Source organism: Mesorhizobium sp. AA23, assembly GCF_001672435.1.
GTDB lineage: Bacteria > Pseudomonadota > Alphaproteobacteria > Rhizobiales > Rhizobiaceae > Mesorhizobium.
On record NZ_LYTP01000001.1, the window covers coordinates 237228 to 259781 of the forward strand.

Below are 22554 nucleotides of genomic sequence, written 5' to 3' on the forward strand. Positions count from 1 at the left end.
GTCCAAGAACTGGCCATCATCGCCGTTGCAAGGAAGCTCCTGGTCGTCCTCAATGCCATCATTCGAGACAAAACAGCCTTCGCATGAACACAGTGATGCCGTCCCTAAGCCGTAGAATGCAGCCGGTGCAGAATTGCATCGTGGCGGAGCGTCGACGTCACGGAATGGGTCCTCGGGTCTCGGCGTCCGCTTCGCTCCCGCTCCGCCCGTGGATGACGAATGGAGAGGGCGTTTAAGCGGCAGCCTTCCACCCATCTCTGATATGCCGATACCCTTCGCGATAAACTGCCTCCGGGCTCTCTGCGAAATCCCGCCACACCTTGGTCGCAGCTGCCAGATCCTTCAGTGATCGGCCGAACGACTCGATCGTAAGCCAATCGTCATAGCCGCTCTTGCGGATCGCCGCGAAAGTTTCCTTCCAGGGGACGTGGCCGCGCCCCGGCACGCCGCGGTCGTTCTCCGAAATATGGATATGGACGACATTTTTGCGGTTGCGCGTATAGGCGCCGATCGGATCGGCCTCCTCGATATTGGCGTGAAAAGTGTCGTACATCGCCTTGATGTGCGGCCGGTCGATCGCGTCGACATGCTCGGACAGGTCGTCCATCGTGTTGACCAGATAGCACTCGAAGCGGTTCAGCGCCTCAAGCCCGATGGTGACGCCCCTCTTGCCGGCATGATCGCCAATGGCCCGCTGCGAGGTGACTGAGCGCTTCTTCTCGGCCGCTGTCGGCCCGCTGCCGGAAAAGGCGCCAAGCGTAGAATGCAGCGGCCCGCTCAGCCTGTCCGCGCCGAGCGCCGCGCTGCAGTCGATCGCCCATTTCATGTATTCGATGCCGGCCCTGCGCGTTGCGGCGTCGGGCGAGATCAGGTTCATCGCCGGGTCGCCCATCGCCGAGACCGCGGTGCGCTCCAGTCCGATGCGATCGAGCATCTCGCCGAGCTTCTTGTAGTCATCCGGTTCGCCCGCGAAGACCGGTATCTCGACGCCGTCGAAGCCGGTTGCCTTGATGTCCTTCAGCAGCGCCTCGTGCTTTTTCGAGACGCTCGTCGTCCACAAGAACATGCACATGCCGATTTTCATCGACACCCCTCCTCTGCGACCAACCACTTGCGCTAGCGGGTCACAATCCCCCTCATCCGGCCCGTGCCGTCGCCGAGCCCGCCTTTATAGCCTCGTCCACGCCCCGTTCTTCTTCGACGACTTCACGCACGCCTCGATGAAGGCCATGCCTTCGACGCCGTCCGCGATCGTCGGGAAGGCGACATCCTTGGCAAGCTTGCCGCCCTTTTTTCGGGCCGCGCGGATGGCGCGGGCCGCTTCCTGGTAGATATTGGCGAAGCCTTCGAGATAGCCCTCCGGATGGCCGGAGGGCACGCGGCTGACGCGCGCCGCTACCGGCATCGCACCGGCGCCCGCCCGGGTCAGCAACTGCTTCGGCTGGCCGAAGGGCGTGTACCAGAGATAGTTCGGGTCGGCCTGCACCCATTCGAGCCCGCCCTTCGAGCCGTAGATGCGCAGCTTCAGCCCGTTCTCGTGGCCGGGCGCCACCTGGCTCGCCCAGATCATGCCCTTGGCCGGATGCTCGTTGCCGACCGGCTTGAAGCGCAACAGCACATTGACGTTGTCGTCGAGCTGGCGTCCCGGCACGAAGGCGTCGAGATCGGCCGAAAGCGAATCGAGCTCCAGCCCCGAGACGAAGCGGGCGAGGTTGTAGGCGTGCGTGCCGATGTCGCCGAGCGCGCCGCCGGCGCCGGCCTGCTTGGGGTCGGAGCGCCATGAGGCCTGCTTCTGGCCGGTCGCGGCGAGGTCTTCGGTCAGCCAGTCCTGCGGATATTCCGACTGCACGATGCGGATGTCGCCGAGCATGCCCTTGGCCACCATCTCGCGCGCCTGCCGCACCATCGGATAGGCGGTGTAGTTGTGGGTGAGCACGAACACCTTTCCAGCCTTCTCGACCAGCGCGGCAAGCTTCTTCGCCTCGGCGAGCGAGGTCGCGAGCGGCTTGTCGCAGATGACGTGGATACCCGCCTCCAGGAAGGCTTTGGCCGCCGGCACATGCACATTGTTGGGCGTGACGATCGCCACTGCCTCGATGCCGTCCGGGCGTTTGGCTTCGGCCTTGGCCATCTCGGCATAGGAGCCGTAGCTGCGTGACGGATCGAGCCCGAGTTCTTCGGCCGAGGCCTTCGCGCGCGCCGGGTCCGACGACAGCGCGCCGGCCACCAGCACGAAGTCGTTGTCCATGCGCGCCGCAATCCGGTGCACCGCGCCGATGAAAGCGCCCTGCCCGCCGCCGACCATGCCGTAGCGGATCGGGCCGCCTCCCGTTTCCGATTTCGATGCGCCGACCATGCTTTCGTTCTCCCTCATGTTGGTTAGCTCCCCCTTGAGGGGAGGTCGATCCGCACAGCGGATCGGGTGGGGTCGCCGGGCGTGGATCTCGGCATAAACCGACCCAGCCCGGCCCTTTGGGCCACTCTCCCCTCGAGGGGAGGATAAAGGTGCTAAATCCCCATCATCGCGCGCAGCAGCTTCTTGTCGCTGGTGCCGCCGGCGAAATCATCAAAGGCCCTTTCGGTGACCCGGATGATATGATGCTGGATGAAGGGTGCGCCTTCGGCCGCGCCGTCCTCGGGATGCTTGAGGCAGCATTCCCATTCCAGCACCGCCCAGGAATCGTAGTTGTACTGGGTGAGCTTGGAGAAGATGCCGCTGAAATCGACCTGCCCGTCGCCGAGTGAACGGAAACGCCCGGCACGGTTCACCCAGCCCTGATAGCCCGAATAGACGCCTTGCCGCCCCGTCGGGTTGAACTCGGCATCCTTGACGTGGAAGGCCTTGATCCGCTCGTGGTAGATGTCGATGAACTCGAGATAGTCGAGCTGCTGCAACAGGAAGTGCGACGGGTCGTAATTGATGTTGCAGCGCTTGTGGCCGCCGACCGCGTCGAGGAACATCTCGAAGGTCGCGCCGTCGAATACGTCCTCGCCTGGATGAATCTCGTAGCCGATATCGACGTCGTTCTCGTCATAGACGTCGAGGATCGGCTTCCAGCGCTTGCCAAGCTCGGCAAACGCCTCCTCGATCAGCCCAGGCGGCCGCTGCGGCCACGGATAGAGGTACGGGAAGGCGAGCGCGCCGCTGAAGCTTACCGACGCCTTGAGGCCGAGATTCTTCGATGCTTTGGCGCCGAATTCCATCTGCTCGACCGCCCATTTCTGCCGGGCCTTCGGATTGTTATGCACCTCGGGTGGCGCAAACCCGTCGAACTGCGCGTCGTAAGCCGGATGCACCGCCACCAACTGCCCCTGCAGGTGCGTCGACAGTTCGGTAATCTCGACGCCGGCTTCAGTGCAGATGCCCTTGACCTCGTCGCAATAGGTTTTCGACGACGCCGCCTTTTTCAGGTCGAACAGGCGTCCGTCCCAGGTCGGGATCTGTACGCCCTTGTAGCCGAGCCCGGCCGCCCATTTGGTGATCGAAGCCAGCGAATTGAACGGCGCGGCGTCGCCCGCGAACTGCGCCAGAAACAGGCCGGGACCCTTCATCGTCGTCGGCATCGGCATCCTCCCTCTCTCGTTCTCATGGACCAAGCATAGCGCCGATTGAAGCGAGGGCTAGCCTCTTCGACCGTTCGTCTCGGCGCCGACAAGCAGCGGCATTCTGGTATTACCAAATACGGCTGTTTGGTCAAGCGGCCATAAACAGCTGGAATGCGATCCGCACGATTGCCGAAAGGTATCTAATCTATTCAAATCAAAGCATTGACTGATGAGTTGAGCCCAATAAGTGGTCTCCTTGCCGTTACTGTGAATTTGCTGTAGAGGTTCTGTCAGGCCCAATTGGTCGAACCAGTTTCGAGAAAAAACACTGGAACGCCGTGGGGAGGAGATCATGCGACGGGCTCGGTGGAGAACGCCGCGAAAAACGTGACAGGCGAATTCTGGGAAGGATAGACCATGCACCTTTCGACGCACAACTGGATGCGGGCGGAGCCGCTGGAGGTGACGCTGAAGCGCATCAAGAAGTTCGGCTATGAGTCGATCGAGATTTCCGGCGAGCCCGAGCAGTACAAGACCAAGGAAACGCGCGCGCTCCTGAAGGAGCACGGCATACGTTGCTGGGGTTCGGTGACGCTGATGCTGGGCGAACGCAACCTTGCCGCCAAGAACCAGGGCCAGCGCGAGCGATCGGTACAGTATGTCAAGGACGTGCTGACCATGGTCAGCGAGCTTGACGGCGAGATCATCACGCTGGTTCCCGCCACCGTCGGCAAGGTAGTGCCCGACGGCACGGAGGCGGAAGAGTGGGGCTGGGTGGTGGACGCCACGCGCGAATGCTTCGCGCATGCCAAGAAGGTCGGCGTCAAGATCGCCGTCGAGCCGCTCAACCGCTTCGAGACCTACCTCTTCAATCGTGGTGCCCAGGCGCTCGCGCTCGCGGATGCGGTGAGCCCGGAATGCGGCGTCTGCCTCGACGCCTACCACATCCATATGGAGGAATTTAACGTCTATGACGCCATCCGCCAGGTCGGCAAGCGCCTCTACGACTTCCATGTCGCCGACAACAACCGCTTCGCCGCGGGTCTCGGCCAGATCGACTGGCCGAAGATCGTCGGCACGCTGAAGGAGATCGGCTATGACGGCGCGCTGACCAACGAGTTCGTCGCCCCGGTCGACCGCACGCCGGCCGCCCCCTATCCGGAGATGGTGGAGCGCAACCCGGTCGACATCTCGCCCGAGCAGCTCAAATTCATCCAGGATCACGGCTCCAGCGTGCTCACCGAGAAGTTCTACACCGATCAGATGCGCATCACCGCCGAAACGCTTCTGCCGCTGATCAAGTAGACGTTCCGATTGGGAGCTTAGCCCTACCGTCCTCGCCGGGCGGCGGGCCGGGGATCAAGATGCGTATAAAAAGCGTCCAGGCCTGGTGGGTTCGCATACCGATCGAAGTCGCAAAGCAGCATCGCAGCGACTTCGGTCAGGTGACGACGTTCGACGCCGCCATCCTGCGCGTCGAGACCGACGACGGCCTGGTCGGCTGGGGCGAGGGCAAGAACGCCGCCGGCAGCGCCGGCAGCTATGGCGCGCTGGTCCACCTGCTGAACCACGAGATTGCGCCGCAGCTCATCGGCCTCGATCCGGCCGATATCGGCATCATCTGGGAGATGCTCTACAACGGCGTTCGACACCACACGGCGGCCCATGCCGGCCATGCCATGCCCCAGTTGGCGCGGCGCGGCATGAGCGTGGCGGCGATCAGCGCCGTCGACATCGCGCTTTGGGACATTCTCGGCAAGTCGCTGGGGCAGCCGGTCTGGCGGCTGCTCGGCGGCCGCAAGGTCGAGCGCATGCAAGCCTATGCCTCGGGCGGCTGGGCGCCAGCCGATACCATCGGCGACCAGCTCAAATCCTATATCGCCAAAGGCGGTTTCAAGGCGCTGAAGATGCGCATCGGCGCCATGGACGGCGCCCCGCATATCTCGGCCGCGCGCGTCCGCGCCGCCAGGGAAGCGATCGGTCCTGACGTCGAACTGATGGTGGACGCGCACGGCACCTACACCGTCGCCGAGGCCAAGCGCTTCATCAGCCTCACCGCCGATCTCGATCTGGCTTGGTTCGAGGAGCCGGTGATCGCCGACGACAAGCACGGTATGGCCGAGGTGCGCGCGTCCGGTTCGACCCCGATCGCCACCGGCGAGAGCGAGGCGACCCGCTATGCCTTTCGCGATCTGGCCGTGCTGAAATCGGCCGACATCTTCCAGCCTGATCCCGCCTTCTGCGGCGGCATCAGCGAGGCGATGAAGATCGGCACCATCGCCAGCGCCTTTAACCTGCGCTTCGCGCCGCATCTGTGGGCCGGCGCGCCCTGCTTCTTCGCCGGACTGCATGTCTGCGCGGCTTCCCCCGCGACCTTCATCGTCGAGTATTCGCTGGGCGCCAATCCGATGATCCACGATCTCGTCGAGGAGACTGTCGAAGCAAAGGACGGTATGATAGCGATCCCTGAAAAGCCCGGATTGGGTTTCACCGTTTCGGAGCGATTCCTGGAGGCGCACGCGCTACGCATTTGACGATGAAAGAAAAGAACCTTCTTGCGGAACTCGCCGCCTATCTGTTCTCCAACTCGGACAAGGAGTCGGGCCGCACGCCGTCGGAGCGCGAGCTGGCGGAGCATTTCGCCGTCAGCCGCGGCCAGATCCGCGAGGCGCTTGCCATCCTCGAAGCGATGCGCATCGTCGAGCGCCGCGCCAAGTCCGGCATCTATATCGATACCAAGCAGGCGAGCGTGGAAGCGTTAGCGCTTTTCGCCCGCGCGGGCCTGCCGCTGGATCCGGTGCAGATCTACGAGACCGTCGAGCTGCGCAAGATCCACGAGATCAAGGCGGCCGAGCTTGCCTGCTCACGCGCCACCGAGGAGAATTTCGAGCGGCTGCGCGAGATCCTGAAGGCTTCCGAGGAGCGCATCGCCGCCGGCGAAGGCCTCGCCAAGGAAGACCGCGAGTTCCACCTCGAGATCGTGCGAGCGACCAAGAACGGCGTCTTTCACAACATCTGCAGCGTCTACTACCTGATGGGCGAGCAGCGCCTGCCGATCTATTTCAACGATCTGGAGCGCAGCATGCGCTCGCATGCCGAACACATCCAGATCTACGAGGCGCTGTTGCGCCGCGACGGCAACCTCGCCCAGGCGCTGATGAGTGCGCACCTGCAAGGGGCCGAGAGCTACTGGAAGGGGATCATCGAAGGTCGCTGGACCGAGCCGAAAAGCGCGGCGCTCGAAAGGGCCTGAGCTTCATGCGCAAGATCCTGTCGACGCACCCGCTACATCCGCGCGCGACAAGCATGCTGGCGGGAGCCGGCCGGCTGGTCGTCGCCTCCGCGCTCGATGCAAAAACGCTGGCTGCCGAGGCGAAAGACGCCGAAATCGTCATCGTCCGAGCGCCGCTGCCGCCGGAGCTGTTCGCAGGCGCGTCCCTGTTGCGCGCCGCGATCCGCCATGGCGCGGGACTGGACATGATCCCGGTCGAGGCGGCCACCGCCGCCGGCGTGCTGGTGGCGAACGTGCCGGCCGTCAATGCCCGCTCGGTGGCCGAACATGTGGTGTTCACGGCGCTGGCGCTGCTCAGGCGCTTCCGCATCATGGATCGCGACCTGCGCGCCAAGGGCTGGCTCGCCGGGCGCGAGCACGCCAATTCAACCAGCGAGCTCGCCGGCAAGACGATCGGCATTGTCGGCCTCGGCGCCGTCGGCCAGGCCGTCGGCCACATCGCCGCGCACGGCTTCGACCTCAAGGTCGTGGCGACGACGCGCAGCCTGCGCCCGGCGCCCGAGCGCGTCGGTTTCCTGTCGATAGACGCGCTGGTCGAGCAGAGCGACATCATCGTGCTCTGCTGCCCGCTGACCGAGGAGACGCGCGGCCTGATCAGCCGCGAGCGCATCACCCGCATGAAGCCCAATGCGCTGTTGATCAATGTCTCGCGCGGGCCGGTGGTCGATGACGAGGCGCTGATTGAAGCGCTGCGAAAAGGCCGTATCGGCGGTGCGGCGCTCGACGTCTTTGCGACCCAGCCGCTGCCGCCGAGCCATCCCTATTTCAGCTTCGACAACGTCATCATCACTCCGCATATGGCCGGCATCACCGAGGAATCGATGATGCGCATGGGCGTCGGCGCTGCGAACGAGGCCTTGCTGGTGCTTGCCGACAAGCTGCCGGTCAACCTGCGGAACCCGGAAGTGATCGAGCGTTACCGCCGGCGCTTTCCGGCCGACTGATTGCGCCGCAGCCACCACCTCAACCGCTCAGCAAAGCCTCCACCGCGGCAGCAATTCCGAGCAGACGTCGGTCGTGCCCATGCCTCGCCACCAGCATCAGCCCAGCCGGCAGCTTCGTGCCCGGCATCGGCAGCGAGATCGCACAGAGATCGAACTGGTTGGCGACCTGCGTGTTGCGCAGGAGCAAGCCTTCCGTCCTGTCGCGTAGCGCTTCGTCGCCGGCCATCGCCGCGATCGACGGCGCGACCATCGGCACGGTCGGCAGAGCAAGCGCGTCGACCGCTTGCAGCCGTTCCGTCATGGCCGCGACCAGTTCCGCCCGGCGGCGGATTGTCCTGATATAGGCGGAAGCGGGAACCGTCAGCGCGCGCGACAAAGGCCCGCTGACATGTGGGTCGACGGGCACCGAGGCCCCGGTCGCCAGCCAGTCGGCATGCACCTCCGCACCCTCCATCGACGCGATCGAGGCGCGCATGGTCGCCGCGCGCATCCCGCCAATGAGGTCATCGATCGATAAATCGGCAACGCGCGCCCCTGCCCGCTCCATCTGGCTGGTGCACGCCTCAAAGGCCGCGGCGACGTCGGCTTGCGTGTCATCAAAGAGCCGGCCGCGCGGAACGCCGATGCGCAGACCGGCGAGCGGGATCGGCTGGAGGGGAACTGGCTCCTCCCCCGCCATGATCGCGTCGGCAACCGCGCAATCAGCGACGCTGCGGGCGAGCGGACCGATCGAATCCAGTGTGGCCGACAAGGGAAAGGCGCCGTCCAAAGGCACGCGCCGGGCCGTCGGCTTGAAGCCGACCACGCCGTTGAGCGAGGCCGGGATGCGTACCGAGCCGCCCGTGTCCGAACCGATCGAGATCTGGCTGCTGCCTTCTCCCACCGCAACGCCGGCGCCGGATGAAGAACCGCCCGGGATCAGGCTGGCATCCGCCGCATTGCCCGGCGTGCCGTAGTGCAGGTTGTCACCGATCGCGGTGAAGGCGAATTCGGTCATGTTGGTCTTGCCGAGGATGACCGCGCCCGCCTGGCGCAGCCGGCGCACGATCGCCGCGTCCTGCGCGGCGGGCTGAGCACCGGCGAGCATCGCCGAGCCTGCCCGGGTCGGCTCGCCGGCGACATCGAACAGATCCTTGATCGACACGACCACGCCATCGAGCGGCCCGAGGCAGACGCCGGCTCTTTGCCGCGCGTCGGCTGCATCCGCTGCGGCGAGCGCCGCCTGCGCATAGAGCTTGACGTAGACCTTTTCGTCAGCCGCGCGATTGGCAAGACGTGACAGGATGATTTCGAGACGGTCGCGCACGGATTGCATGTCGATGTCGGACTCCGCAAGGATGCAACGTCTTTTAAGGCAGCCGATTTGGCTAGCGGATGGATAACCCGGCAAGGGTGCCTTTGCACCTGCCAGCGATAGGAAAGAGACTGATGCTGTACAAAGGCAGTTGCCACTGCGGCAAGGTGGCTTTCGAGGTCGCAGGCGAGCTCGGCGGCGCCGTGCGCTGCAACTGCTCGATCTGCGCGCGCAAGGGGGCGCTGCTTTGGGCCGTGCCGCACGCCAGCATGCGCCTGGTTGCCTGGGGCGACGACCTCGGCAAATACACCTTCGGCAAGGGCTTGATCGCGCATCGCTTCTGCCGGACTTGCGGCATCCATCCCTTCGCCGAGGATGTCAGTCAAGGCAGCGAGCGCAGCGCCTACATCAACATCAATTGCCTCGACGGCATCGATCACGCCGCCATCGAGGTATTCGAGTTCGACGGCCGCTCGGCTTAGCCCAGACTGCATCGCCCTGCCGACAAGCCGGCCGTACCGGCTGGCTTGTCGGCGTCCAAGGTTATTCAGCCTGTTTCGGCCCGACGGCGAAAGTCACCAGCGCTGCGAGCAGCGTTGCCATGGCACCGTAGCCGAATGCGCTGGCGACGCCGGCATGGTCGACCAGCAGGCCGCCGAAGACTGCGCCCAGCGCGATCGCCACCTGGAACGTCGCGACCATCAGGCCGCCGGCGCTCTCGGCCTGGTCGGGAGCGGCGCGCACCAGCCAAGTCTGCAGCCCGACCGGCACCGCGCCGAAGGCAAAGCCCCATGCCGCAACTGCGATTGCCGCAATCACCGGTGAAGTGCCGACGGTGAGCATGGCAAGCGCCGACAGCGCGATCAGCAGCGGCGCCAGTCCGACCGCAAGCTTCAGATTGCGCTCGGCCAGGAAAGCGCCGGCGAAATTGCCGAAGAAGCCGCCGATGCCATAGGCGAGCAGAACCAGCGAGATGGTCTCGATCGGCATGACCGGCACCGTCTCCAGGAATGGCCGCACATAGGTGAAGCCGGCAAACTGTCCCGAGGCGACGAGCAGCACGACCAGCAGGGCGATGCGGATCGTCCGCCGCTTCAATACCTCGATCAGCGTGCGAAAGCTCGCCACGGCCGTCGGCGGCAGGCTGGGGATGGTGGCAAGCTGTACAAGCAGCGTCAGCGCGCCGACGACCGCCGCGATCATGAAGGCCGTACGCCAGCCCCAGATGTCGCCGACATAGGCGCCGACCGGCGCCGCGGTGACGGTCGCCACCGATACGCCGGTCAGGATGATCGACATTGCGCGCGGCATCAGCCGCATCGGCACCAGTCGCATCGCCATGGCGGCCGACATCGACCAGAAGCCGCCGAGCGCGACGCCCAGCACCACGCGGGCCAGAAGCAGCATCGTGAGCGAGGAGGCGAAGGCGGCAAGCAGGTTGGAGACGATCAGAAGCAAGGTGAGCAGCCACATGACCAGCCTGCGGTCCAGCCGCTTGGTGACGATGGCCATCGTGGGTGCTGCGATCGCGCCGACGACGGCCGTCGCCGTCACGGCCTGGCCGGCGGCGCCTTCGCTGACGCCGAGATCCTGCGCCAGCCGCGTCAGCAGGCTAGCGGGCAGAAATTCGGCGGTCACCAAGCCAAACACGCCGAGCGCCAGCGAGACCACCGCGCCCCATACAGGCTCGCTTCGCTCCTCGGCTTCGGTTCTATCGAGAACAGCGGCATCGATGACGCCTGTGGCGGGTTCGGTCATGGGAAATCTCCGATCTGTTTTGCGGCGCCATTTGGAAGACCGCCAGTTCGGGATCCACCCGTTACAGGCCTGGCGCGCGACGCTGCAGTGCAACATAGGGAGTGACCGGCTGGAGTTTCCATGCTAGAAACGCCGGAATGAATTACAATTCGTCCAAAACCACATTCCCGGCGTCCGGCGATCCGCTGACCGACATGCTGCGCGGATTGCGGCTCGACGGCGTCGACTATGGCCGCTGCGTGCTGGGCGAACCGTGGGCCGTTTCCTTCCCCGCGCAGAAGGCGGCGCGGTTCCATTTCATCGGCCAACAGGGCTGCTGGCTGTTCTCACCGGCCAAGGAATGGATCGAGCTCTCTGTCGGCGACGCGCTCTTGATCCCGCGTGGCGATGAGCATGTGCTGGCGAGCGCGCCGGGCGTTCCGCCCGTGCCGATCGGCCGCTACACGATCGAGCCGGTCTGCGAGAACATCTATGACGTCTCCAACGGCTGCGACGGCTGCAAGACCTTGCTGTTTTGCGGCAGCATGCATTTCAATCTCGACGGCTCGCATCCGCTGCTCGACATGATGCCCGACCTGATGCAGGCGCATAAGCTGATGGCGAACGCGCCGGGCATCCAGCATCTGCTCGATGCGATGGCTGGCGAGGTGACGATGGACCGGGTCGGCTCGGGCGGCATTCTCGCCCGCCTGGCTGACGTGCTCGCCGCCACAATCATCCGCTCCTGGGTAGAGAACGGCTGCGGCGACGCGACCGGATGGATCGCCGCGGTGCGCAATCCTGACGTCGGCAAGGTGCTCGCCGCTATTCATCTGCAGCCCGACCGGGATTGGACGGTCGGGGCCCTGGCCCGATTGATGGGCGCGTCTCGCTCCGCCTTCGCGCAGCGCTTCGCCACCGTGGTCGGCGAGACGCCGGCCAAATATGTGCTGCGCGTGCGCATGCATCAGGCGCGGCAATGGCTCGCCCGCGACGGCATGCGGGTGTCTGTCGTGGCGGCGAAACTGGGCTACGATTCGGAAGCTTCCTTCAGCCGCGCCTTCAAGCGGGTGATGGGTGTCGCGCCGAGCCATCTGCGCAATGGCGGCGGCGAGCAATCCTGACAGCCGGCGTTCAGGACGCTACCACGCTGGAGGAATTGCCAAGTCTTTTGGACGACGCGTCATTCTTCACCGACAGGGATTGCCTAAGCTGAGCCGAGGAGGAACCGCTCATGGCTAATCAACTCGCAGCGCTTGCGCTCGCCGCGCTCACCATCTCTCCGGGGCAGGCATTCGGCCTTGAAGACAGCTATCTGACGGCCGACAAGATCCCTTATGTCGTCGAAGCGCCGGACCAGCCGCAGCGCCTCGGCCCGCTATGGGGCTCGCGGACCGAGGGCGCGGCCGGCACGCTGCTCAAAGTTCCCGGGAACTGGCGCGCGCCGGTCCACGCGCACACCGCCGACTATCGCGCCGTGGTCATCAAGGGGCTCTGGGCGCATTGGCAGATCCAAGGCGGCGAGGCGACCAAGGTCGAGCTGCCGCCGGGCTCCTACTGGACCCAGAAAGCCAACGAGATGCATGACGATGCCTGCCTGTCCGACACCGAATGCGTGATCCTGCTGATCAACGACACGCCCTACGAGACCTATCTGCCGAAGTAAGTGCGGGCCGATAGCAATCGGCCGGTCCGCCCGCTATCCGGCGTGCCGCAGGCTGACCCCGCTGCCCTTATCGAACAGCACCACCTTGTCCGCGTTCCAGGCAAAGCGGACCGGCTGCTCGATCTCGACCGCGGTTCTCGCCGGCACGGTGGCTCTCAGCATCGTGTCGCCGACCCTCAGCGTCACGATCTTCTCGACGCCGTGGTTCTCGACATCGTGGACCTTAGCCTCGACCGGCGCGCCGCCTTCCAGATAGACGTCCTCCGGACGGATGCCGAAGACGAGCGGGCGACCGTCGCTCGCGCCGCCCGTCTTTAGCCCCCTGGCCCCCCCGCCAACCGGCAATTCGAAACTCATCGGCGCCATCACCGCGCGGTCGTCGACCAGCGTGCCGTCGATGAGGTTCATCGGCGGCGAGCCGACGAAGCTTGCGACATAGGTATCGCGGGGATTGTTGTAGATCTCCTGCGGCGTGCCGGTCTGAACGATGCGGCCATGGTTCAGGACGCCGACCTTGTCGCCCATCGACATCGCTTCGATCTGGTCGTGGGTGACGAACAGGAAGGTGGCACCGAGCTGCATCTGCAGGTTCTTCAACTCCGTGCGCAGCGCCTCGCGTAGCTTGGCGTCGAGCGCCGACAGCGGCTCGTCCATCAGGAACACGCGTGGTTTGCGCACGATCGCGCGGCCGATCGAGACGCGCTGCATCTCGCCACCGGAGAGCCGGTCGGTCTTGCGGTCGAGCAGATGCTCGATGCGCAGCGTGCGGGCGGCGCGCGCGACGCGGTCCTTGATCTCGGCATCCGGCAGCCGGCGAATCTTTGGCCTCAGCGGAAACTCGAGATTCTGCCGCACCGTGTAGCGCGGATAGAGCGAATATTGCTGCAGCACCAAGGCCACGTCGCGCTCGGCCGCGCTCCAGTCGGCGACGTCGACGCCGTCGATGAAGACCTGGCCCTCGGTCGGTTTCTCGAGGCCGGCGATCATCCGGAGCGTCGTCGTCTTGCCGGCGCCGGTTTCGCCCAAAAGCACGAAGAACTCGCCATCGGCGATATTGAGGTTGAGACCCGTCAGCGCGGTATGGCCGCCGAACTTCTTGGTGATGTTCTTCAGTTCGATATGGGCCATTACAGCCTTACTCCCAGCGACTTGCCGCTTGCCGTGTCGAAGAAATGCGCCTGTTCCGGGTCGATGCGGGCATGAACCTTCTCGCCCGGACCCGACACGTAGCCTGCCTTGGTGCGGGCGCGCAGCATCTTGGAGCCGACCTTGAGGTCGACAATGTCGAAGGAGCCGAGCGGCTCGATGATCTGCGCTTCGACCGGCACGTAGCCGGGAGCGGCATCATGCCGGACGAGCACGCCTTCCGGACGGATGCCGAGCGTCAAGCCACCATTGGAATGCCCGTTCAGCCTGGACAGGAGCTCGCGCGGGAACTCGAAACCCGCCGGCGCACCGCCGACGGTGACGGAGGCCGCGCCGGCCAGATCGGCGACGCTCGCCTCGGCGATGTTCATCACCGGGCTGCCGACGAATTGCGCCACGAACAGGTTTGCCGGATGCGAGTAGACCTCGTCCGGCGTGCCGACCTGCTGGATGAAGCCCTCATGCATGATGACGATGCGGTCGGCCAGACTCATCGCCTCGATCTGGTCGTGGGTGACATAGATCGTGGTCGATCCCTGCTTGATGTGCAGCCGCTTGATCTCGGCCCGCATTTCCTCGCGCAGCTTGGCGTCCAGGGCGCCGATCGGCTCATCCATCAGCATCGCCTTCGGCCGCCGCACCAGCGCGCGGCCGATCGCCACGCGTTGCATGTCGCCGCCCGAAAGCGCAGACGGTCGCTTGTCGAGCAGGTCGGTGATCCGCAACACCCTTGCGATCTCGCGCACCGAGGTGTCGACTTCACTGCTGCTCATCCGCGTGGCCCGCAACGGAAAGGCGATGTTCTCGAAGACCGTCATATGCGGATAGAGCGAGAAGGACTGGAACACCATGGCGATGTCGCGGTCTGCAGCTTTCAGATGCTGCACCGCCTTGCCGTCGATCAGGATGTCGCCCTGATCGATCGTCTCGAGCCCGGCAATCGCGCGCAGCGTCGTCGTCTTGCCGCAGCCCGACTGTCCAAGCAGCACGATGAACTCGTTGTCGGCGATGGCGAGGTTCAGATTATGGATGACCTGGACCGCACCAAAGAATTTCTCGATGCCGCGAAGTTCGATCTGCGTCACTGCCCGGCCCCCTCATGCGTCACGGCGCCGGTTTCCTCTCTCTGCTCCGGTGCGATTTTCGACGTGATGTTGAAGCCGATCAGCCCGATCAGGATGATCGTCACCCCATAGGAATGCAGGCTGAGGCTCCATGGCTGGCAGAGCGCGACGATGCCGAGCACCATGAGGATCTGCGATGCCGGCAAAAGGTACTTCTCGTTGACGGCGCGAAAACTCATTTGCGGATCGCTCCGAAAGTCACGCCGCGAAGCAGGTGGTTGCGCAGCAGGAAGGTGAAGATCGCAACCGGCAGCAGGAACAGGAACGTGCCCGCCGCGATCGTGGTCCAGTCCGGCAGGCCGGAGCCGATCTGCGACGGGATGAAGGGCGGCGCCGTCTGGGCGCGCCGGTTGGTCATGATCAGCGCGAAAGCGTACTCGTTCCAGGCGGTGATGAAGCAGAACACGGCGGTGGCGGCGATGCCGGTTGCGGCCTCGGGCAGAACGATCTTGAAGAAGGCCTGCATGCGCGTATAGCCGTCGACAAGTGCTGCCTCCTCATATTCTTTCGGGATCTCATCCATGAAGCCCTTCATCAGCCAGACCGAGAAGGACAGGTTGAAGGCGACGTAGAGGATGATCAGGCCGATATGGGAGTCGTTGAGGCCAACTGCCCGGTACATCAGGAACATCGGGATGGCGACGACCACCGGCGGCAGCATGCGCGTCGACAGGATGAAGAACAGAAGGTCCGCCTCGCCGGCGATCTTGAAGCGCGAGAAGCCGTAGGCGGTGAAGGTTCCCATGCCGACGGCGAGAACGGTGCTGACCACCGCCACGATCAGGCTGTTCATGAACCGGTCGGGATATTGCGAAAGCTGCACGTCCTTGCCGACCTTCAGTACCCGCTCGCCGCCGTCGTAGATGCGCTTTTCCCACCAGGGCGCGGCTTCGTAGACTTGCGGGTCGACGGTCTTCTGCATCTGCACGCGCTTGGTGAAGAGCCGCACGAACGGCGTCACCTCGGGCTCGAACAGCACGGTTGGCGGCACGCTGACGGCAAGTTCCTTCGGCTTGAATGCCGTCGAGGCGATCCAGTAGATCGGCGCGAGGAAGACCAGCGTGGCGATCAGCACCGCGGCGATGGCGACACGGTTGAGCGCGACCTCGGAAGAAGTGCGGACGGCGGCCATCTCAGCGCTCCTTCACCTTGTTCAGATACTTCACGTAGAGGTTGGTGATGGCCAGCACCATGATCAGCACGATGTAGGCGAGCGCGCAAGATTTGCCGGTGTCCCACTGCTGAAAGGCCTGCTTGTAGAGCCGGATCGCGATCAGCTCGGCGGTCGGCTGAGTCGTCATCGTGTAGGCGATGTCGAAGGTCTTGAAGGCTTCCATGGTGCGGAAGATCAGCGCGATCAAAAGGATCGGCGAGACCAGCGGCAACGTGATGCGGGTGAAGGTGTACCACCAGCTGGCGCGGTCGATCGCGGCGGCTTCGTAGAGGTGCTGCGGCACCGCCGACAGGCCGGCGAGCGACAGCAGCATGACGAAGGGCGACCACATCCAGATGTCGGTGATCGCGACGGCGTAGAGCGCGCTGTCGGGATTGGAGAGCCAGGCGAAGTCACCGAGGCCGAAGACATAGTTGATCGGTCCCCAGGACGGGCTGTAGAGCAGCTGCCAGAACAGGCCGACGACCGCCGCCGACATCATCATCGGCAGCAACAGCAAGGTCGTGATCAGGCCCTTCATCGGAAAGCTGCGGTTGAGCAGAAGCGCGAGGCCGAAGCCTACGATCATCTGCCCGGCCACCGACAAGATCACATATTTCGCGGTGATGACGAAGTTCGACCAGATGTGATCGTCGCTGAGCAGCTCGCGGTAATTCTGCAGGCCGACGAATTGCCAGGGCTCGCTGCGGTTCGCGGCGAAGTTGGTGAAGGAATAGCCGAGCGAATAGATCAGCGGAAAAATGTTGAAGACGATGAGGAAAACCAGCGTCGGGATGATGAACATGTTGCGGATGGTCAGATCCGACCAGCCTCGCGCGGCGGCCCTGGATGCTGGATCAAGATTGGTAAGGGCTACCGAAGCCAACGGTCGTTCTCCCTGAAAACAGGAATGCCGGAGGGGAAACCCTCCTCCGGCATTCTGACTGTGACGCCTACTTGTAGCGGTTGTATTTGGTGAACGTCGCCTTCCAGTCGGCGGCGGTCTTGTCGAGCGCTTCCTGGGCGGTGCCCTTGCCGCCGACCACGAACGGATAGATGTTCTGGTTCAGCTGATCGAGCACTTCGGCATATTCAGGCGTTGCCCAGAAGTCCTTGACCATGAACATCGTGTCGTAGAAGGCCTTGTTATACGGCGTAGCGTTCTGGAAGGCCTCCGACTTCAGCACGGCCTGGCTGCAGGTATAGCCGCCGAGCTCGGCCCACTTCTTCTGGGTCTCGTCCTTGATGAACCACTCAAGGAATTTCATCGCCTCGTCCTTGTTCTTCGAGTACGAGACGACGGAGATGCCCTGGCCGCCGAGAGCGGCGAAGCGCTTGCCGTCCGGACCGGCCGGGTTGGCGAAGAAGCCGGTCACGTCGGCATAGGGGTTGGTGGCTTTGTTCACCAGCGGCGGGAAGAAGGCGAAGAAGTTCATGCTCATCGCGGCGAGCCCGCCGGTGATGGCTTGGTTGTCCTCCACGAAGAACGTCTTGCCCCAGCCGGGAGGCGTGAACTTGTAGAGTTCCTTGTACATTTCGAGGCCGGCGACGGCCTCCTTGGAATTGGTGATGCCGTCGACCTTGTAGGTCGCGTAGTCGCCGAGATCGCCGCCATAGCTGAAGATCGCGCTTTCGACGCCCATCGCCATCGCGTCATACGAGTTGTCGGTGTAGATCGCGACGCCGTAGCGCTTCTGGTCCGGACGATGGAAGAACTCGGCGATGTCGCGCAGCTGCGCGTAGGTCTTCGGAACATCGAGGTCGTAGCCGTACTTCGCCTTGAAGGCTTCCTTCTCCTTCGGGTCCTCGAACCAGTCCTTGCGGTAAGACCAGCCGATCGCATCGCCTTCCAGCGGGATCGCCCAGTACTTGCCGGAACCGCCCGGGTACTCGGCATAATATTTAATGGTGGCGGGCGCCATCACATCGCCAAGCTTATGCTTGTTGAAGAAGTCGGTCAGGTCCACATAGTGGCCCTGCGTCGAGCCGGCGCCCAGCCATTGCGAGTCGCCGACCACCATGTCGTAGGCGTCGCCATGCGCGTTGAACTCGGTGAAGGCCTTGGTCTGGAAATCAGGCCACGGCGTGGTCTGCACCGTGACTTTCACGCCCGTCTCGGCCGTGTAGTCGTTGACGAGTTCCTGCAGATAGTTCGCCGGATCCCATTCCGCCCAGAAGATGGTGAGTTCCTTGTCTTGCGCGCGGACGGATGTCCCGCAGGCAAGCGCCAGCCCGATACCAGCGATCACGCTGGTCACTATCTTGCGCATAGTTTTCCTCCCTTGTGCGCCTTCTACCTTGTCATGCGGGCCGGCATTGCGGTCGGCCCTGGCAGTTCCTCCCGTGACGGCACTTTCCGGTTTCGGGCCTCCTCGCCCGGCCGGAAAATCGATCGCAACCTTCACCTTCGCTCCGCTTTACGCGTCCTGATCTGGTATTACCAATTCAAGAGGGACGTCAAGTTCTTTCTTGTGCAGTCCAAAACGGTTCCACAAGCCGCTCAAAGCGATATCCCTCTGTTTTCTATAATTTTTCGTACTCCTTGATATGCGGAGACCTTGTCTCCAGCGATGTATTGCAGTCATTGTTGTTGGTATCCTCTCCAATCTGGTCGAACCAGATTCAGGACATGTCTATTTCAGCTGATGCCGAACCTCCAGTCGCCTTCGCTCCTGATTCCGCCACCGCCGCGCGCACCAGCGCGCCCGCCGCCCACTCGGCGACCGCCATCATGTCACGGCTGTCCAGCCCCCACATATCCTTCAGCACGATCAGCACTTCGACACCGAACATCATCGACAGCGCCTGGGCAAGACGCTTGAACTGGCGCGGCTTGAGCTGACCCTTGAGCGGAGCGATCGCGTCCTTCAGGAGGTCGATCCGATGGCCGCGCTTGAAAGCCGGTTCGGCGCCTAGCGTGCCAGCCTGCCGTCTCGCCCACTGGTCGAGCGAAAGCTTGAGCGCCGCCTTGAACGTCGCCTCGAAAGCCTCGATGCGCGGCATGGCGGAGGCGAAGAGTTCGGCAACCCGCTGTTCCGGATCTTTCGAATTCGATTTCCAGGTCAGGATCGGTCCGAGCCCCTCGTCGACGACCGCCTGCACCAGCGCGGCCTGGCTCGGAAAGTAGCGATAGGCGGTCGCGCGCGACACTTCCGCAGCCTCTGCAACCTCGCTGACCGAAGGCGTCACGCCGGACTGCATCAGCCGCGTCGCCGTTTCCAGCATCAGCCGCCTGGTACGGGCGCGGGCCCCCTTCCCGGCTCTCAGCTGCTCGGCGTCATCGGAAGCGGCTTGTTGACGTGAGACATCCATATCAATACGATACGCGCGTCTCAAAAAATTGCAATGGCCGGACCAAGCGCCAGGCCCGAAGCGGCAGGCCGCACCGCCGAGCAGGCCGGCTAACCGAGGAGACGACGGGGAAAGGCGAATGAAGCGTATCTATGTGGTCGGCACCGCCGACACCAAGGGTGAGGAGCTTGCCTTCCTGGCCGACGCCGTCGCCGTCGGCGGCGGCTCGGTCGTCCGCGTCGATATCGGCACACGCGGCGCGACCGTCCCGGTGGATGTCGCGGCAAGCGAGGTCGCCGCGCATCATCCCGATGGAGCCGGCGGCGTGCTCGGCACTGACGACCGCGGACTCGCCGTTGCCGGCATGGGTGTCGCCTTTATCCGCTTCATCCAATCGCGCGACGACGTCGCCGGCGTGATCGGCATTGGCGGCGGCGGCGGCACATCGATTGTCACCGCCGGCATGCGCGCCCTACCGCTCGGTCTACCGAAGATCATGGTCTCGACGCTGGCCTCCGGCGATACCGCGCCTTACGTCGATGTCTCCGACATCGTCATGATGCCGTCGGTAACCGACATGGCCGGCCTCAATCGTCTGTCGCGCGTCGTCCTGCACAACGCCGCCCAGGCGATCGCCGGCATGGCGGCGAGGCCGGCCCCGTCAACTGCCGGCAAGCCGGCGCTCGGCTTGACCATGTTTGGCGTCACCACGCCCTGTGTCACGGCAATCGTCGAGCGCTTGTGCGCCGACTATGACTGCATGGTCTTCCATGCGACCGGCACAGGTGGCCGCTCGATGGAGAAGCTTGCCGATAGCGGCCTGCTCGCCGGCGTCCTTGATATCACCACAACCGAGGTCTGCGATTTGCTGTTCAACGGCGTGCTGCCGGCGACGGAGGATCGCTTCGGCGCCATTGCTCGCACGAAACTGCCCTATGTCGGCTCGGTCGGCGCGCTCGACATGGTGAACTTCTGGGCGCCGCCGACTATCCCCGACAAATATCGCGGGCGGCTGTTCTATGAGCATAATCCGAATGTCACGCTGATGCGCACTACCGCCGAGGAGAGCCGCCGGATCGGCGAATGGATCGGCGGCCGCCTCGCCCGTTGCGACGGCCCGGTGCGCTTCCTGATCCCGGAAAAAGGCGTGTCGGCGCTCGATGTCGAAGGCGGCGCCTTCTTCGATCCGCAAGCCGATGCGGCGCTGTTCGAAGCCATCGAGCACACCATCAAGCCGACCGGGAACCGTATCGTGACGCGCCTGCCGCTGCACATCAACGATCCTGCATTCGCCAAGGCCGCGGCCGAGGCTTTCCTCGACATCGCCAAGAAGTGAGATCCGACAAACATGGCCGCCATCCCGCGCAAAACCATTCTGGAAAGGTTCCGCAAGATGATCGCCGATGGCGTTCCGATCGTCGGCGGCGGTGCCGGTACCGGCCTGTCGGCCAAGGCCGAGGAAGCCGGCGGCATCGATCTCATCATCATCTACAATTCCGGCCGTTACCGCATGGCCGGGCGCGGCTCGGCCGCCGGCCTGCTCGCCTATGGCAATGCCAACGAGATCGTCAAGGAAATGGCCTATGAGGTGCTGCCGGTGGTAAAGAAGACGCCGGTGCTGGCCGGCGTCAACGGAACCGACCCCTTCGTCATCATGCCGCTGTTTCTCGCCGAACTGAAGACGATGGGCTTTTCCGGCGTGCAGAATTTTCCGACCATCGGCCTCTTCGACGGCACCATGCGGCAGAGTTTCGAGGAGACCGGCATGGGTTTTAGCCTCGAGGTCGACATGATCGCCGAGGCGCACAAGCTCGACCTGCTCACCACGCCTTACGTCTTCAACCCCGACGAGGCGCGCGCCATGACCAAGGCGGGCGCCGACGTGGTCGTAGCCCATATGGGCGTGACCACAGGCGGCTCGATCGGCGCGACCTCGGCGAAGTCGCTGGATGCCTGCGTCGAGGAGATCGATGCGATTGCCGACGCCGCGCGCTCGGTGCGCAAGGACGTCATCCTGCTTTGCCATGGCGGGCCGATCTCCATGCCCCATGATGCGCGCTACATCCTCGAGCGCTGCGAAGGACTGCACGGCTTCTACGGCGCAAGCTCGATGGAACGGCTGCCGGCCGAGGCGGCGATCGCCAGGCAGACGGCGGATTTCAAGGCAGCGGCAATCGGCAAAGCGAAAATGCCAGCAACTAGCAAGGGATGAGGCAATGGCCGACAAGAGCAAGGTGTTCGTTTATCCGAAGGAGGTCAGCGCCTTCGGCTTCGACTGGGGCAAGCTGGCCCTCACGGTCGCGCCGGAAGTGAACGGCGCGGAGCGCTTCTCCGGCGGCGTCGTCGACCTGCCGCCCGGCAAGGGGCACACCCGCCACAACCACCCAGGCGCGGAGGAGATCATCTTCGTGATTTCCGGCCATGGCGAACAGATGGTCGAGGACGAGAAGGGCAATCCGGTGGTCGCCAAGGTCGGTCCCGGCTGCACCGTCTATGTGCCGGAAAGCCGCTTCCACTCGACGCTCAACACGGGCGATCAGCCGATGCAGCTTTTCGTCGTCTATTCGCCGGCCGGCCCCGAGCTAGCGCTGCGTGACCTGCCGGATTTCAAGCTGCTGCCGCGAGAGGCAAGCAATTGATGGCAAATCGCTTGCGGGCGTTATTCGCCCACCGGTTTGCTTCGCAATCACCTCTCCAGGTATGTACGGGGGCCCAGCGAACAGGTGTGCGGAGACATCGCGAACAGTCTCGTGCGAGTTGACGCGAATAGCACCTCCAGGCTAAGCCCAGAATGCATCCCAGGCGTAGAGGTCGTAGAAGTGTTCCCGGCCATCGACTACCTTGCCGGCCCTGATGTCGAAGACGATGCAACAGAGCACATCAAGCTGTTTGCCGTTGCGTTCCCCGGTATTGCGATGGACGCCGACCACACGTCCGTCCTCACTTTCCATGACATGCAGAAGATTCGCCCTGAAGGTGCCAAGGGTTTGCCCGCCATAACGGCCGAACTGGGCAAAAGTCGCCTCACGGCCTTTGTAGTCCCCGGCGATCGGATTCCTTCCCGGGCTATGCCACGTGCATTTCTCGTCGATGATTTGCGCAAGCGTGTCCATGTCTCCGGAGTTGAAGGCGGCGTAACCCCGCCGAATGAGCTCGGAGTTCTGATTTCTTGATGTTACGTCTGCCATAACTTCCTCCTGCTACCGGCCCGACGTAATCGGTCTGGTAGGAGGCGCCGGGCCACAACTCAAGTCAGCAAGATACACCCAGGACGGCGGGCGCGCACGACGAAGCTTGTTTCCCATCAATCCGCAGAAGCCGCCCCGAGGTTTGAACTCGGTCATTCGAAGTGATTGGTTTC

Annotated in this window: 23 protein-coding genes; 10 read left to right on the forward strand and 13 right to left on the reverse strand. The window is 63.9% G+C overall.

Features of this window, described 5'->3' with window-relative positions; all coding sequences use genetic code 11:
* Nucleotides 1-232: 232 nt before the first annotated feature.
* The 3 genes from A9K66_RS01105 to A9K66_RS01115 all read right to left on the reverse strand — a co-directional run bounded on the left by A9K66_RS01105 (nucleotide 233) and on the right by A9K66_RS01115 (nucleotide 3564).
* Nucleotides 233-1084 (reverse strand): sugar phosphate isomerase/epimerase, encoded by an 852-nt coding sequence (locus tag A9K66_RS01105; protein WP_067318957.1) that lies wholly within the window; start codon nucleotides 1082-1084, stop codon nucleotides 233-235.
* A gap of 84 nt (nucleotides 1085-1168) precedes the next feature.
* A complete protein-coding gene (locus A9K66_RS01110; RefSeq protein ID WP_067319629.1) occupies nucleotides 1169-2356 on the reverse strand; it encodes a Gfo/Idh/MocA family oxidoreductase in 1188 nt (395 codons plus the stop codon).
* Between the two features lie 152 nt (nucleotides 2357-2508).
* On the reverse strand, nucleotides 2509-3564 hold the full coding sequence (locus A9K66_RS01115) for a sugar phosphate isomerase/epimerase (RefSeq protein WP_067319631.1): 1056 nt from the start codon (nucleotides 3562-3564) through the stop codon (nucleotides 2509-2511).
* 399 nt (nucleotides 3565-3963) lie between these two features.
* On the opposite strand from A9K66_RS01115, the gene A9K66_RS01120 reads away from it, so the two are divergent.
* The 4 genes from A9K66_RS01120 to A9K66_RS01135 are packed head-to-tail and all read left to right on the forward strand — an operon-like array spanning nucleotide 3964 to nucleotide 7782.
* On the forward strand, nucleotides 3964-4851 hold the full coding sequence (locus tag A9K66_RS01120) for a sugar phosphate isomerase/epimerase (protein ID WP_066989944.1): 888 nt from the start codon (nucleotides 3964-3966) through the stop codon (nucleotides 4849-4851).
* Nucleotides 4852-4910: 59 nt separating this feature from the next.
* Entirely contained in the window at nucleotides 4911-6080 is a 1170-nt protein-coding gene (locus A9K66_RS01125) for a mandelate racemase/muconate lactonizing enzyme family protein (RefSeq protein WP_067318959.1), read from the forward strand.
* 2 nt (nucleotides 6081-6082) lie between these two features.
* Nucleotides 6083-6799, forward strand: coding sequence for a FadR/GntR family transcriptional regulator (locus tag A9K66_RS01130; RefSeq protein WP_067318961.1), 717 nt, complete (start codon nucleotides 6083-6085; stop codon nucleotides 6797-6799).
* Nucleotides 6800-6804: 5 nt separating this feature from the next.
* Entirely contained in the window at nucleotides 6805-7782 is a 978-nt protein-coding gene (locus tag A9K66_RS01135; RefSeq protein WP_067318964.1) for a hydroxyacid dehydrogenase, read from the forward strand.
* A 19-nt stretch (nucleotides 7783-7801) separates the two neighbouring features.
* On the opposite strand, the gene A9K66_RS01140 is transcribed toward A9K66_RS01135, so the two are convergent.
* Nucleotides 7802-9097, reverse strand: coding sequence for an amidase (locus A9K66_RS01140; protein ID WP_067318966.1), 1296 nt, complete (start codon nucleotides 9095-9097; stop codon nucleotides 7802-7804).
* A gap of 113 nt (nucleotides 9098-9210) precedes the next feature.
* Here A9K66_RS01140 and A9K66_RS01145 point away from each other — a divergent pair, with 113 nt between their 5' ends.
* Entirely contained in the window at nucleotides 9211-9558 is a 348-nt protein-coding gene (locus A9K66_RS01145) for a GFA family protein (protein WP_067318968.1), read from the forward strand.
* 61 nt (nucleotides 9559-9619) lie between these two features.
* Here the strand turns inward: A9K66_RS01145 and A9K66_RS01150 are convergent, their stop codons facing one another.
* Nucleotides 9620-10834: an MFS transporter gene (locus A9K66_RS01150; protein WP_067318972.1), complete on the reverse strand. Its 1215-nt coding sequence runs from the start codon at nucleotides 10832-10834 to the stop codon at nucleotides 9620-9622.
* A gap of 137 nt (nucleotides 10835-10971) precedes the next feature.
* On the opposite strand from A9K66_RS01150, the gene A9K66_RS01155 reads away from it, so the two are divergent.
* Nucleotides 10972-11937 carry an AraC family transcriptional regulator gene (locus A9K66_RS01155; RefSeq protein ID WP_067318977.1) on the forward strand — a complete coding sequence of 322 codons (966 nt, stop codon included), beginning with the start codon at nucleotides 10972-10974 and terminating at the stop codon, nucleotides 11935-11937.
* A gap of 110 nt (nucleotides 11938-12047) precedes the next feature.
* A complete protein-coding gene (locus A9K66_RS01160; protein ID WP_067318979.1) occupies nucleotides 12048-12479 on the forward strand; it encodes a DUF4437 domain-containing protein in 432 nt (143 codons plus the stop codon).
* Between the two features lie 33 nt (nucleotides 12480-12512).
* Here A9K66_RS01160 and A9K66_RS01165 read toward each other — a convergent pair whose 3' ends face one another.
* The 7 genes from A9K66_RS01165 to A9K66_RS01195 form a co-directional block, all read right to left on the reverse strand.
* Nucleotides 12513-13607, reverse strand: coding sequence for an ABC transporter ATP-binding protein (locus tag A9K66_RS01165; protein ID WP_067318981.1), 1095 nt, complete (start codon nucleotides 13605-13607; stop codon nucleotides 12513-12515).
* Nucleotides 13607-14710, reverse strand: a complete 1104-nt coding sequence (locus A9K66_RS01170; RefSeq protein ID WP_067318983.1) for an ABC transporter ATP-binding protein — start codon at nucleotides 14708-14710, stop codon at nucleotides 13607-13609. Before A9K66_RS01170 ends, A9K66_RS01165 begins: the two co-directional genes overlap by 1 nt.
* Nucleotides 14707-14928, reverse strand: coding sequence for a hypothetical protein (locus A9K66_RS01175; RefSeq protein ID WP_066989971.1), 222 nt, complete (start codon nucleotides 14926-14928; stop codon nucleotides 14707-14709). The genes A9K66_RS01170 and A9K66_RS01175 overlap by 4 nt, the downstream gene beginning before the upstream one ends.
* Entirely contained in the window at nucleotides 14925-15881 is a 957-nt protein-coding gene (locus A9K66_RS01180; protein WP_066989974.1) for a carbohydrate ABC transporter permease, read from the reverse strand. The genes A9K66_RS01175 and A9K66_RS01180 overlap by 4 nt, the downstream gene beginning before the upstream one ends.
* A gap of 1 nt (nucleotide 15882) precedes the next feature.
* Nucleotides 15883-16788 carry a sugar ABC transporter permease gene (locus A9K66_RS01185; RefSeq protein WP_067318985.1) on the reverse strand — a complete coding sequence of 302 codons (906 nt, stop codon included), beginning with the start codon at nucleotides 16786-16788 and terminating at the stop codon, nucleotides 15883-15885.
* 67 nt (nucleotides 16789-16855) lie between these two features.
* A complete protein-coding gene (locus A9K66_RS01190) occupies nucleotides 16856-18172 on the reverse strand; it encodes an extracellular solute-binding protein (protein WP_066989980.1) in 1317 nt (438 codons plus the stop codon).
* A 352-nt stretch (nucleotides 18173-18524) separates the two neighbouring features.
* A complete protein-coding gene (locus A9K66_RS01195; protein WP_067318987.1) occupies nucleotides 18525-19214 on the reverse strand; it encodes a TetR/AcrR family transcriptional regulator in 690 nt (229 codons plus the stop codon).
* Between the two features lie 118 nt (nucleotides 19215-19332).
* Between A9K66_RS01195 and A9K66_RS01200 the strand changes: the two genes are divergently transcribed.
* Genes A9K66_RS01200 through A9K66_RS01210 form a run of 3 tightly spaced genes read left to right on the forward strand, consistent with a single transcriptional unit; the run spans nucleotide 19333 to nucleotide 21832 of the window.
* The gene (locus A9K66_RS01200; RefSeq protein WP_067318990.1) at nucleotides 19333-20529 is read left to right on the forward strand and encodes a Tm-1-like ATP-binding domain-containing protein; all 1197 of its coding nucleotides are present in this window, start codon (nucleotides 19333-19335) and stop codon (nucleotides 20527-20529) included.
* A gap of 12 nt (nucleotides 20530-20541) precedes the next feature.
* Nucleotides 20542-21405 carry a phosphoenolpyruvate hydrolase family protein gene (locus A9K66_RS01205; RefSeq protein ID WP_067318991.1) on the forward strand — a complete coding sequence of 288 codons (864 nt, stop codon included), beginning with the start codon at nucleotides 20542-20544 and terminating at the stop codon, nucleotides 21403-21405.
* A gap of 4 nt (nucleotides 21406-21409) precedes the next feature.
* A complete protein-coding gene (locus A9K66_RS01210; protein WP_067318993.1) occupies nucleotides 21410-21832 on the forward strand; it encodes a cupin domain-containing protein in 423 nt (140 codons plus the stop codon).
* A 141-nt stretch (nucleotides 21833-21973) separates the two neighbouring features.
* Here the strand turns inward: A9K66_RS01210 and A9K66_RS01215 are convergent, their stop codons facing one another.
* Nucleotides 21974-22381, reverse strand: a complete 408-nt coding sequence (locus tag A9K66_RS01215) for a nuclear transport factor 2 family protein (RefSeq protein ID WP_067318995.1) — start codon at nucleotides 22379-22381, stop codon at nucleotides 21974-21976.
* Between the last annotated feature and the right edge of the window lie 173 nt (nucleotides 22382-22554).